Genomic DNA, 12,765 nt, shown 5'->3' with positions numbered 1-12,765 from the left:
AAAAATAGATAGATCGTAATAATAGAGCAGCATAAATCTCATTTTGCTCTAATCTTTATCTAATCTTTATCTAATCTTGCCTTGATAATATTAGGGAAATAATGAACAGATGATGCAAAATAATGAAAACTATAATCGATATAAATAACCCTCGATAGGGCCTATCCTATAACCATAAAAGTGCGATTATCCAATCGCGACTCTTGGCAATTACCTATCCTCCAACCTTAAAGAAGTATAGCGATATGAAGACAGAGAATATCCCCACACCTCAACACGATGATGAAATCGATCTTTTAGAATTGATGATGACCCTCTGGAATCAGAAGTGGATCATCGCCGGCTTTACCGCGCTTTGCACCCTCATTGCGATTATTGTCGCCTTTATCATTACACCTGTTTATAAGACCGATAGTGTCATTAAGCCGGTCAATCCTCATGCGCTCTATACGCTCAATAACTTAGGGATCTACTCTGTCTCCTCAGAAGGGCTCTTTAGCTCTGTGGAGAAAGAGCTCCACTCCTACAATAATCGGGAACAGTTCTTCCTCGATAATGAGCAATTCTTTGAATCGATCCTTGCGGATGTGCCAGAAGAGCGTCGTGAGCAGGTGATCAACCGTTTTATCTCCCAAAACTTCAAGGTAAAATATCCTGATAAGGATGAGACGCAGAAGATGATTATTGTGGAGATGAGCTATCCCAAAGGGATCAACGGCCCGCGCGTTGTGAATCAATTTGTCAATGCCATGATCGATAAGGTAAAGGCGGAAATCCCGGAGATCGTCAATACCCGTATCGAATTTCAGCGCAAGGATCTTCAAAATCAGTTAGCGGTTCTCCTTGCTGGTTACGAAGCGAAGGTTGAAGCTAATATTGCGACCTTAACGGAGAAGGATGAATTGAAGCGCCTTCAACTCCAAGATGAGTTAACCGCCTTAAAAGCAGCACTGAAGAAACAGCGACAAAATCGAATCGAGACACTCAATGAGGCGATTAAGATTGCCGAGCAGTTAGGCTTTGTTAAACCCACATCACCAAGTTCAGAATCGAGCCGCTCAAAGAGTGGGAATGTGATCCATGCAGAGATCAATCAGCAGCAGATGCCCCTCTACTTCTTAGGGACAGAAGCTCTTACAGCAGAGCGTGATACCCTCTTAAAGCGTGAATCGGACGATTTTACCAGCGGACGCATCACAGAGATCGAAAAGGAACTTCGTCTTTTAGAGAATAACCGTAAAATTCAGCTCTTAGAAGCGAGAACACAGCCCGATCTCTTCCTCGATGAGATCACTGCCATCAAACAAAAGATTGCCGAGCTCAATATCGCCGAGAAGAAGACCATCGATCTTATCAATAGTCACCTAAATTCTATCGAGATCGTCAATATCGATGAGCGTGCAATTACGCCCCTCTCACCACTTAAACCCAATAAGAAGTTAATTGCGATTATCGGCTTCCTCTTAGGGGGCATGTTAGGTGTGATCTTCGTTCTCTTTAGAGAAGCGATGCGCAACTATCAGCGCCGAGCAGCAGATAAAGCGGTATAGAGCAGCGAAAGAGATCCAACTTAAAACGCAACAATAGAGCGCATCATCAGATGCGCTTTTTTTATAAGCTGAACTTTATTGTCACTCTCTCACCTCTATTGCTCCGATAAATATCCCTCCGATAAAGATTGTTAATAAAGCTTGATGCAGATCAATGGTAGAATGGTAAGGCAGAATTTAATCCAAGCTCCGGAAAGAGAGCCCAATAGGAATTTAGCTAAAATAGATATTATGACAAGAGAGCAGATAACACCCCCATCTTCGCAAAGTGATGAGATCGATCTCTTTGCCCTGATGATGACGCTGTGGCGTAGAAAAGGGATGATCTTCAGCATCACCCTCCTCTTCACCCTTATCGCCGCGGGCATCTCCCTACTGATCACCCCTACCTATCGGACCGAAAGTATCCTCAAGCCGGTTAATCCCAATGAGCTCTATGCGCTCAATGATTTAGGGGTCTACTCCGTCACCTCAGAAGGACTCTTCAAGCGTGTTGAAGGGGAGCTTCGCTCCTACAATAATCAGGAGCAATTTTTCCGCCAGCATCAATCCTACTTCGCCCCGATCATCAATAATGTTGATGAGGAGCGTCTTGAGCAGGTAATTAGTCGCTTTGCCAATCAGAATCTGAAGATTAAACAACCAGGAAAAGATGAGACACAAGAGATGCTCATCTTAGAGTTTACCTACCCCAAAGGGGTGATCGGTCCTGAAGCGCTCAATCAATATGTGAGTGACTCGATCAAAAATGTAAAAGCGGAGATCCCCCAAATATTAACAACGCGCATCGATCAAGAGCAGCGTAATCTACAGAATCAACTTGCGGTTCTACTTGCCGGCTATAATGCGAAGATCGATTCTGAGATTGCAAACCTTACAGAGAAAGATCAGCTCAAGCGTCTACAACTTCAAGATGAGTTAAAAGCATTAAAAGAGGCTTTAAAGAAGGAGCGGGAGAATCGTATCGCTACATTGACAGAGGCGATCGAGATTGCCGAGCGACTCGGATATAGAAAGCCCACCTCGCCAAGCTCTGAATCGAGCCGTGAGCAATCGAGCAATGTGATCTATGCAGAGATCAATCAGGAGAAGATGCCGCTCTACTTCCTCGGCACGGAAGCGCTAAAAGCAGAGCGCAATACCCTTCTCGCTCGAGAGTCCGATGATTTCACTAGCACTCGCATCACAGAGATTGAGCAGGAGCTTCGCCTCTTAGAGAATAACCGTAAAATTGAGCTACTCAAGTTACGTGAAAAGCCCGATCTCTTCCTCGATGAGATCACCACAATTAAGCAGAAGATTGCAGAGCTCAACATTGCGCAACTCAAGATCGAGAATCAGGTTCTTCCCCATCTTGCAACGCTCGATATTGTTGAAGTTGATGAGAAGGCGATCGCACCGCTAAGCCCACTCAAGCCCAACAAAAAGCTTATCACCATCATCGGCTTCCTCCTTGGGGGTATGCTCGGCATTATCATTGTTCTCTTACAAGAAGCGATAGGCAACTACCGAGCAAGAAAGACAAACAAGGCTTAAAGTAAGATCGATCAAAGAGATCAGAAAAGAGTTCAAAAAGCGCAGCAATGCGCTTTTTTCTTGCCTCAATCATTATAAATAAGGCTGAACGTTGCCGGACCTCACTATCACGTTCTTCCACAAATCATGCGCCGGCAGTTGGCGATCTTATCCCCGGCAAATAACGTCACTTTAATGATATTCTCCCCAGCATCATCGATGCCGAACCGCGGGCATGCACCGGCAAAAAGAACGAAATAGTAAATTCCCGCGCCTCCAAAAACCTTCTTATAGAATCAAACACAAAATAGATAAAAACAGAAGCTGAACACTGCCGGACCTCACTATCGCGTTCTTCCACAAACCACTCGCCGGCAGTTGGCGATCTTATCACCGGCAAATAACGTCACTTTAACGATATTCTCCCCAGCGCTGAAAGCGCCAATCCGCGGGCATGCAGTGGCAAAAAGAGCGAAATGGTCGGTTCCCGCCCCTCCACGAATACTCTTAAGAACAAATATTGTGATTAATCAAAACAAAAAGAGCTGTTGAGTTGCCGGAGATTACCTCTGCATGCTTCCATAAGTTGCATGCCGGCAAGAGGCAATTCTCAATTACCGGCACATATTGTTTAACCGCTGTTTAAAAGCTGTTTAAATCATGTTTAATTATTTTCCCGGCACAACATCTTCTAGTAGATCCTTCCTCCCCGGCATCATCGATGCCGGTCTGCGGGCATCATCGATGCCGGCCTGCGGGCATGCACCGGCAAAAAGAATGAAATAGTCGGTTCCCGCTCCTCCAAAAACCTTCTTACCACCAATAAAGCCACTAAAAACTTCCCCTCTAGCGAAGAGATTACGCAATCGGGTAATGCGAAAGCGGAAAGGATCACGTAAAATAGAGCCACTGATTATTTCTACGCCTGCTTATTTGCTGATAAGCGAGTTTAAAAATAATCGTATCCCTATCAATGGGATTCTCTAATCGGGGCTTAATTCAATCTCCCGATTGTTACGATTAAAATTGAAAAGTATAGAAGGTCACTGCTACGAGCAGCCCCACAAGAGGATTATTATGAGCGAGACAACTGCCGTCTATCCCGGCACATTTGACCCCATTACCAATGGGCATTCCGATATCATTATTCGTGCGGCACGAATCTTCCCGAAACTGATTGTCGCCGTTGCGAAGATTAGCGGCCCGAAGAAGAAACCCCTCTTCACCTATGAAGAGCGCCTCGATATGGCCAAAGAGATCTTTAAAGGGCATAAAAATATTGAGGTGATCGGCTTTAATGATCTCCTTGCCCGCTATATGGATACCATCGATAGCCATATCTTAGTGCGTGGCCTACGCGCCGTATCGGACTTTGAGTATGAATTCCAGATGGCAAGCCTTAACCGCCACCTCAACCCCAAAGTGGAGACCATCTTCCTCACCCCGAGTGAGAAATACTCCTTTGTCTCCTCCACCATGGTGAGAGAAGCCTCCATGCTCGGCGGAGATGTGAGCGCGATTGTCCACCCCTATGTGAAAGCCGCCCTTGAGCGTAAATACCAAGAGCGACTGCGCCAAGAGAGCGAAGCATAACCGATGCGCCATGAAACTGCCCACGATACCGATTACAACTCGCCCCAATTTATCGCAAAACTGAAAGCGAAAGCTATGGAACTCGGCATCAATGAGCTCTCTAGCGCCGATATCGATCCCGGCAAAAACCGGGATTACTTTATCGAATGGTTAGGAGAGGGATTTCATGGCGATTTAGATTATATGTATAAGCATGGGGAGAAGCGCTACCACCCAGATCTTCTCGTCCCCGGTACTGTATCGATGCTGACGGCGCAACTCCACTACTTTAACCCAGAGATCGATGCCAAAGCACGCTTAGAAGATCCCAACCACGCCTATGTTGCGGAATATGCCCTCGGGCGGGATTACCATAAGGTACTCCGCAATATGCTCACCAAATTGGGAAAGTGGTTACAAGAAGAGATCCCGGACCTCGAGTTCCGAGCCTTTGTGGATAGCGCACCGGTATTAGAACGTGCCTTTAGCCAGAAATCGGGCCTCGGCTTCTTCGGGAAAAACACCATGATTATCCACCCGAAGAGAGGCTCCTTCTTCTTTCTCGGCGAATTATTACTCTCAAAACGGATCGATATCCCCAGCGAACCGATCACCAACCATTGCGGCCAATGTACCCGCTGTATCAAAGCCTGCCCCACCGATGCCATCGTCGCCCCCTTTAAGATCGATGCGCGTAAATGTATCTCTTATCTCACTATCGAACATTTTGGCCCCATTCCAGAAGAATATCGCACCGCAATGGGCAACCGCATCTTCGGCTGTGATGATTGCCAAATCGTCTGCCCGTGGAACCGCTTTGCGATCGATCTTACAACTCAAGATTTCTTCCCCCGTCATAAGCTCGACTCCTCCACACTTCTAGAGTTATTTGCTTGGACAGAAGCAGAATTCCTCCGCAAAACAGAAGGCTCCCCCATCCGCCGGCTCGGCTACGCAAGATGGCTCCGCAATATCGCCATCGGCATCGGCAATAGTCCCTATTCAGAAGAGAATATCTCGGCACTGAAAGCGAAAGAGAGCTTTGAGGATGAAGCGGTGAGAGAACATGTCAAATGGGCGCTTGAAGAGCAGGAGAGAAAATTCAGAGAAGCGGAAGACAGGAGTTGAGCCGGAATAAGAGAAGAGATAAGATCAATAAAGTAGATCAGTAAAGCGCGTCCTAAAAAACAGAACACGCCCCTAAAACAAACCCCATAAATTCACAAAAAAGTGCAACAGAAAAAGCGATACTTGATTTAATTTGATCCATAATCAATCCCATTAATATTAGTTTAGATTATTGATAAAAAGTGAAGTATCATATGGCTTTTGTAAATTACAATGGTTTTAAGATTCAACACTATTTGAGGTAACCCCGTGACGCAGAGCTATCATCGCCGCCATTCTCGCTGGTATGAAGTGATTATCTTTAACTTCTGGTTTCAGATCGTTATCGGCTATCTCTTAATTGTGATTCTACCGCAGTGGCTCCGCTATGGGGGCTTAGTGGATAGCTTATCATTCAAGGTAAGCTCCAATACCAATACACTCTATGCCAATAGCATTGCCTTTTTGGCCGCCTTCTTTATTCTTAGAAAGATGCACCAATTCCCCGGCGCGCGCAATATGGCTTATATCTTCCCCATGATTGCCGGCAGTTGGCTCATTGTGATTGCGATTCTCTTCTTCCTCCGTGCTGAATATGCACGTAGTATTTTGGCGTCCTCTTACTTTTTAGCGAATCTTTGGGCGATTGGGGGCTACTACCTAGCACGCCGTTACTATACGCCTAAACTGGCTATTATCCCCTTTGGACATGCGCCCGATTTAACTAAACAAAATAATATCCTCACGACACTATTGGATAAGCCCAATTTAGAAGGTCGCCGTTATGATGCCGTCATCGCAGATTTACACTCCCCCATGCCGGCAGAGTGGCAACGCTTTTTAGCAGAATGTACATTATCACGTGTACCTGTTTATAACTCGCGCCAATTTATCGAACAGGTTACCGGCAGAGTTAGGCTCGATTATATTTCAGAAAATATCTACGGCACACTCTACCCTTCTCCGATTTATGAACTCGTCAAAAGAGTGATTGAGATTCTCTTAGTTCTAATTACTGCACCCTTTTGGCTCCCGATTATTGCGATTACCGCCATTATCATCAAGCTCGAAAGCCCGGGAGGCATCTTCTTTACTCAAAAGCGTGTGGGATTAGGGAATAGAGACTTTACCGTCTATAAACTTCGCTCGATGTGCCAAGATTCAGAAAAGTCAGGCGCACAATTTGCACAGGCAAACGATATGCGTGTCACCCGTGTCGGAAAGTTTATTCGTAAAACACGCATCGATGAACTCCCACAGTTTTTTAATATCCTCAAAGGGGATATGAGCCTGATCGGTCCACGCCCTGAACAACGCACCTTTGTTGAACAATTTGAGAAAGAGATCCCCTTCTATGCCTACCGCCACGTGGTTCGCCCCGGTATTACCGGCTGGGCACAAGTGACACAGGGATATGCAGCAGATGCGGATGAAACGCGTATCAAGCTCGAGCATGATTTTTACTACATTAAAAACTTCTCACTCTGGCTCGATATTCTCATTGTATTGAAGACAATTAGAACGATGTTGACAGGATTTGGGGCTAGATGATTAATTCTAAAAAAATTAAAAGTGCAACTATTTGGTCAATTATAGAAACTACTGTCTCTGTTGTTTTAGGGTTACTGACCATACTATTTCTTGCTAGACTTTTATCCCCAGAGGATTATGGAAAAATTGCAACCGCTCAAATTATATCCTCTTTAGTACAAATATTTTTAAGTCTTGGTCTAAATGAAACCTTAATTCAAAGAAAAGAGTTAACTGAAAAAGATATCCGAACTTTTTGGTCACTTAGTATTATTCTTGCCTCAATAGCATTCATTACTTGCTTAATAATTAGTTACATTTTTTATGCTCTCGACAAAGAAATCATCTCTTATATATTAATTTTTGAAGGAATAACCACCTTTTTTATCATCTTAGTAATCGTTCCTTCCGCCCTACTCTATAAAACATTACAAATTAAAAAGATTACTATTAGAAACCTAGTTTCTCGTGTTATTTTTTTCATTGTAGCTATTCCTTTAGCAATAACTGATTATGGGTTATGGAGCATTGTTTTTGCTACAGTTATGCAAAGCAGTCTATTTTTCTATCTTATATTTAAAACAGCACATATAAAGCAACCTCTAAGGTTATTTATTAATAAAAAAATCCTAAAAGAATCTTTTAACTTTAGTTTTTTCGTGATGCTAGAGAATTTACTGTGGAGCGTATTGTCTCGCGTATTAGGAGTTTTAATAGCCATTTTTCATGGCAACTATGCATTAGGCCTTTATAACATGGCTTCTAGACTTACCGATACGATACTCTCTATTCTAAATATGTCTATAACAAGACTAACACTACCTATTTTTTCTTCAGTTCAAGATAATCCTAAAAAGCTATTAAAGGCTTTTCAAAAGGCTACTTTTTATTTTAACCTATTATCAATGCCAGCCTTTTTCACAATGGCTTTTACAGCAAAGTACTGGGTTACTTTATTATTAGGTAATAGTTGGATCGAAATTATTCCAATTATACAAATTATTTCTGTTATGTATGGAGTTATGTATAGTCGCATATTTGTAGGTAATGTGATTAAAGCATTAGGTAAATCTAAAGAGTTTTTATACTTATCTTTAACCGCTGCAATTATTACAGTTAGTGCCATTCTATTAACACGGAACCATACTTTAATAGTATCTCTATTAGCTCTTTCTATTCCTAGAATTCTTATAACTATCCCTCTCGGAATAACGCTGATGAAAAAGCTATCTGGATTTTCAACAATTGAACAACTCAGCCCCCTTATTTATCCTATAGGCATTACCCTTATAATAAGCACCAGCTTAATACTTTTGCAGTTTTTCAGCATGGATATCTCATGGGGTATATTTCTATTACAAATAACCATAGCACTACTGTTATTCTTTTCTTTTACTTATATTTATTACAAAAAAAGTAACAACTATTTTAAAGTATAATATTTCATGCAAAATTTAATGATTGAATTAAAACAGAAACTATCATTTATAAATGACTTTATAAGCGATAAAAATGATGTGATATTTTTAGATTATCCTCTTTATTTAAATGTTGGGGATTTATTGATATTTCTAGGATCGATAGATTTTTTCAAAGAAAATAATATTTTCATAAAAAAGTTTTATACAGCTGGAAATATCGACTATAAACGATTGCAAGAAGAAATATCACCAAATACCACTTTAATATGTCAAGGGGGAGGAAACTTTGGGGATCTATACTCTACACATCAAGATTTAAGAGAGTCTCTTATCAAACGATTCCCTAATAATAGAATTATAATTCTACCGCAAACTGCATATTTTAGTAATGAGAAGAATAAACTAAAATCTCAAAAAATATTCAATAATCATAAAGATGTAATCATGTTTGCTAGAGATCAGGACACATTAAATATTTTTAATGACTTTTCTGATCATGCTTTTCTTATGCCCGACATGGCTCACGCACTGTATCAAAAGATACCTATTACAAAAAACAAGCAAAAAAAGGCTCTATATTTTTTAAGAAAAGATATAGAAAAAGATGAGTCTCAAATTTCTTTTGAAAAAAGTTTGAGAGAAATTCAAAGTTATGATTGGAATGATTTATTAACCTCAAAAGACAAACTATATGCAAACCTTATATACAAACTAGCAAGATTAAATAAGAAAATATTTAAAAGTAGTTATATAGACAAAATAATATTTATCCTCTGGAAAAAACACTCTAAATTTCTAGTAAAAAAGTTTTCCCTCTATTTTTCAGACTTTGAACTAGTTATAACCTCTCGTTTACATGGACATATATTGTCTTGTTTAGTTGACACTCCATCAGAATTAATCGATAACTCATATGGGAAAAACTCAGGATATTATGATCTTTGGACGAAACAGCTATCGATAACTTCTCTAATAAAGGAAAAATAATTATGAAATTTGATATTAATATAATTTCAATGCCAGATTCCCATAGAAGAGATCGTTTTAATAGCTTTGTCTACCCCTTTAACTTTTTTGATGCTTATAGCTCTCCTGTAAACTTTAATGTGAAAAAAGCTACAGAATACTATGATAGACAAATACGAGATGGGGAAATCGGGTGTACCACAAGTCATTACGAGTTATATAAAAAACTCAAAAAAAATTCCTCACATAATTGGCATTTAATATTAGAGGATGATGCAAAAATAGAAAAAGGCTTTCAATCCTTCTATAAAAACTTTGCCCCCTCATTATTCCGAAGCATACCTACGATATTAGTTCTAGGGCATAGTAAAACTATTAAAAAATTTCAGTGGGTACAAAAACTCAAACAACCAATGAAAATTGAATTTACATGCGGAGATCATCAGTTTGGGAAGAAGTATGTCAACTTGGTTGGCACTGTAGGATATATGATAAATAATGCTGCGATAGATATTATTTTACAACATTCTCCTTACTGGCTTGCCGATGACTGGGCAATTATCGAGAAGATGGGAATAAATGTATTACATATCAAAGATAATTTGATATATGAAGAGTTCGATGGGATTAGCCTGACAGACAATCAGCTTTTTATACAACATAATATAAAAAATCAACCTATCAAAACAATTTTAAAAATAATTCTAAATCAGCTTTATTTCTTTACTGGCATTAAAAAAAGATATTACTAATATGCGTATTTCTGAAGTGATCCCATAAAGTTAGATGGTTTTAAAATTATAATGATAAGAACTAAGTTCGATATTCAATTAGGCTTAGTCCTTTTAGTTTAAGTTTAATGCATTTGTGACGTAAACCGTAAACTTACCCTAAAAAGACACAAGCCAAAACTAGAGATTTCTGTCATCATTGTTTTAGATGGAGGAAATCATGAAATGATCAAAATTCACAGAAACACAAATTGTAAACATTTTAAAATTAGCAGAAAAAGGCGTTAAAGTTACCGATATCTGCCGAGAGCACGGCATTAGTAGTGCTACGTATTATCAAAGGTAAAGTAAATATGGAGGCTTAGAAGCCTCTGATTTGAAGCGATTACGGGAAATTGAAGCCGAAAATACCAAGCTCAAAAAAATGTATGCTGAGTTAGCTTTAGAAAATGCGGCAATTAAGGATTTATTGGAAAAGCTGTAACGCCGGAACGATGCAGAGAAGCGACTCAACACTTGATATATCAAGGATTACTTTCGATAGCTAAGGCTTGTCGATTGACAGGACTTTCTCATCGCAGTTGGTACCGGCCTGATCCGAAACAAAACCGTCTAAAGCGTGATCAGCTTATAGTGGATGCGCTTAATGCAATTATTCAGGATCCCACACGGTCTCGTTGGGGAGTTTGAAAGTGTTTTCACCGATTAAAACTCGATGGCAATTTATGGAATTTTAAATGCGTGTGGCGTATTTACCGCGCAATGAATTTAAATCAAAAAAACGTACTAAAAAACAGTTACTAGAGCGTAATCCTGAACCTTTAGCTGTACCTACCTGCAAAGGCTAATTATAGTTAGTCATTCGATTTTATGAGTGATGCACTCTATAGCGGTACCCGCTTTAGAGTTTTGAATATTATTAATGAAGGTACACGAGAAGCTTTAGATATTGTAGTTGATACCTCACTACCGGCCACTGAAATTGTGAAAGTTTTAGAACAACTTAAAGAAGAAAGACCTCACGAATCATTGGGTAACATCTTCTCTAATGAATTTAAAAACAATCACTCCATGAAGTCTCTAGTTATGAACTGTATACTTTTCACATGATGATAAGCTTGTGAAAAATTAAAATAAAAAAGTAAACTTGCCACATATTGCAATCCCTAAGACAATTAATAAATTGCTAGCCTTAAGATAAAATTTGAAATGGCATCATATCTTTGCCAATACGGATCATACATATTCATAAATAAGCCCGATCGTTCAATACAAAACAATATTAGATAAGCTATAGCTACACCTTTAAGCAACCATAGGTTTCGCTCAGATCCTCTAAATGCAATATAAAGAAAAAATCCATACAAGTAAAATACAATAAAATTTAATCTTTCTGATAATAAAGGCAAACCTATTAAACTAAGATAACAAACCGAAGTAAAAACTATAACATTTTTCCAAATACAATCTATGTACTTCCAACGAAGTATAACTATACACAAAATAAATGCTTCCAAAACAGCAAATCTCTTAGATGCTATTGCTAATTCGCCTATTGTACTTAAATAATAATTCAATTTATGTACTCCTGGAAAAGAGATTCCCAAGGAAGCGATATATAAGACTATATCTATAAACAAAAAACGAAAAATTAAAAAAAATAAAAATGAAACAATAATAAGATTTCTTCTTAAATTAGCCTTAAATAAATACTTATAAATAAAAATAAAAGGGATAATAGTAATATGGAAAATACCAGAAATAGCAACTAACAAAATAAAATTAATCATTCTCTTACTTGTTAGTGCATAAAGCCCAATAACAACTGATAAAGCCTGTCTCTGTAAATAACCAAAAACAGTTACCAATGAGAACAATATGATTAATCCCAGTACCAAAGCTCGATCTTCTTTTTCAATAAAAAGAAAGAGCTTACTTTCTATCCAGATTATTAATAATATTAAACATAAAGCAACATTAAATAGACTTAAATATATAGGATTTGAAAACTCCCCCAAAATCCTGCCTTGAAGCAAATAAACAACAGGCCAACCTACTTCTACTCCATCCCCAAAACTGGTTAATTCATAATAATTACCTGAAAGTAATGATTGATATACTAAATAATAATGAGACAAATCATGATTAAGCTCATCAATATAACTCCTAGAACCTATAATTATTAATAAAGATATCAACGCAAGAGTTGCTAAAACTCTTCTCAAAAAAGGTTGAATAATCTTTGATAAAGTAATTAAAGCAAATATTGTTAAGAAAAAAGCGCCCAAGGGGAATATTAATATCAAAATAGATGCTACACAAGCATAAACACACAAAGTCAAAGTATTATTCTTGTTATCTAGTCTCACAATC

10 protein-coding genes and 1 pseudogene are annotated in these 12,765 nt (G+C 39.1%); 9 read left to right on the top strand and 2 right to left on the bottom strand.

Going from position 1 to position 12,765, the window contains the following annotated elements; all coding sequences use genetic code 11:
• Positions 1-245 precede the first annotated feature (245 nt).
• Together AC0SAP_RS06290 and AC0SAP_RS06285 are read left to right on the top strand one after the other, a co-directional pair.
• Positions 246-1,550 (top strand): Wzz/FepE/Etk N-terminal domain-containing protein, encoded by a 1,305-nt coding sequence (locus tag AC0SAP_RS06290; RefSeq protein WP_473383456.1) that lies wholly within the window; start codon positions 246-248, stop codon positions 1,548-1,550.
• A gap of 231 nt (positions 1,551-1,781) precedes the next feature.
• Positions 1,782-3,086 (top strand): Wzz/FepE/Etk N-terminal domain-containing protein, encoded by a 1,305-nt coding sequence (locus AC0SAP_RS06285; protein ID WP_473383455.1) that lies wholly within the window; start codon positions 1,782-1,784, stop codon positions 3,084-3,086.
• Between the two features lie 647 nt (positions 3,087-3,733).
• On the opposite strand, the gene AC0SAP_RS06280 is transcribed toward AC0SAP_RS06285, so the two are convergent.
• Complete coding sequence (locus AC0SAP_RS06280; RefSeq protein WP_473383454.1) at positions 3,734-3,931, bottom strand: hypothetical protein; 198 nt, start codon at positions 3,929-3,931, stop codon at positions 3,734-3,736.
• A gap of 211 nt (positions 3,932-4,142) precedes the next feature.
• On the opposite strand from AC0SAP_RS06280, the gene coaD reads away from it, so the two are divergent.
• The 7 genes and pseudogenes from coaD to AC0SAP_RS06245 all read left to right on the top strand — a co-directional run.
• Positions 4,143-4,658, top strand: a complete 516-nt coding sequence (coaD, locus tag AC0SAP_RS06275) for a pantetheine-phosphate adenylyltransferase (protein ID WP_473383453.1) — start codon at positions 4,143-4,145, stop codon at positions 4,656-4,658.
• Between the two features lie 3 nt (positions 4,659-4,661).
• Entirely contained in the window at positions 4,662-5,765 is a 1,104-nt protein-coding gene (gene queG, locus AC0SAP_RS06270; protein ID WP_473383451.1) for a tRNA epoxyqueuosine(34) reductase QueG, read from the top strand.
• Between the two features lie 249 nt (positions 5,766-6,014).
• Complete coding sequence (locus AC0SAP_RS06265; protein WP_473383450.1) at positions 6,015-7,295, top strand: exopolysaccharide biosynthesis polyprenyl glycosylphosphotransferase; 1,281 nt, start codon at positions 6,015-6,017, stop codon at positions 7,293-7,295.
• On the top strand, positions 7,292-8,713 hold the full coding sequence (locus AC0SAP_RS06260) for an oligosaccharide flippase family protein (RefSeq protein WP_473383449.1): 1,422 nt from the start codon (positions 7,292-7,294) through the stop codon (positions 8,711-8,713). Before AC0SAP_RS06265 ends, AC0SAP_RS06260 begins: the two co-directional genes overlap by 4 nt.
• A gap of 6 nt (positions 8,714-8,719) precedes the next feature.
• Entirely contained in the window at positions 8,720-9,682 is a 963-nt protein-coding gene (locus AC0SAP_RS06255) for a polysaccharide pyruvyl transferase family protein (protein ID WP_473383447.1), read from the top strand.
• 2 nt (positions 9,683-9,684) lie between these two features.
• Complete coding sequence (locus AC0SAP_RS06250; protein ID WP_473383446.1) at positions 9,685-10,413, top strand: glycosyltransferase family 25 protein; 729 nt, start codon at positions 9,685-9,687, stop codon at positions 10,411-10,413.
• Positions 10,414-10,633: 220 nt separating this feature from the next.
• Positions 10,634-10,738: pseudogene (locus tag AC0SAP_RS06245) on the top strand (transposase); the annotation flags it as partial.
• A gap of 829 nt (positions 10,739-11,567) precedes the next feature.
• On the opposite strand, the gene AC0SAP_RS06240 reads toward AC0SAP_RS06245, so the two are convergent.
• Positions 11,568-12,761 carry an EpsG family protein gene (locus tag AC0SAP_RS06240; protein WP_473383444.1) on the bottom strand — a complete coding sequence of 398 codons (1,194 nt, stop codon included), beginning with the start codon at positions 12,759-12,761 and terminating at the stop codon, positions 11,568-11,570.
• Positions 12,762-12,765 lie beyond the last annotated feature (4 nt).

The organism is Ignatzschineria sp. PL_is040, from assembly GCF_055813795.1.
This window is presented reverse-complemented; position numbering and strand designations above follow the sequence as displayed.

Excerpts from the sequence above, each read along its gene's own strand:
- AC0SAP_RS06290 (WP_473383456.1), top strand. The coding sequence starts at position 246 with ATGAAGACAGAGAATATCCCCACACCTCAACACGATGATGAAATCGAT.
- AC0SAP_RS06285 (WP_473383455.1), top strand. The coding sequence starts at position 1,782 with ATGACAAGAGAGCAGATAACACCCCCATCTTCGCAAAGTGATGAGATC.
- coaD (WP_473383453.1), top strand. The coding sequence starts at position 4,143 with ATGAGCGAGACAACTGCCGTCTATCCCGGCACATTTGACCCCATTACC.
- queG (WP_473383451.1), top strand. The coding sequence starts at position 4,662 with ATGCGCCATGAAACTGCCCACGATACCGATTACAACTCGCCCCAATTT.
- AC0SAP_RS06260 (WP_473383449.1), top strand. The coding sequence starts at position 7,292 with ATGATTAATTCTAAAAAAATTAAAAGTGCAACTATTTGGTCAATTATA.
- AC0SAP_RS06255 (WP_473383447.1), top strand. The coding sequence starts at position 8,720 with ATGCAAAATTTAATGATTGAATTAAAACAGAAACTATCATTTATAAAT.
- AC0SAP_RS06250 (WP_473383446.1), top strand. The coding sequence starts at position 9,685 with ATGAAATTTGATATTAATATAATTTCAATGCCAGATTCCCATAGAAGA.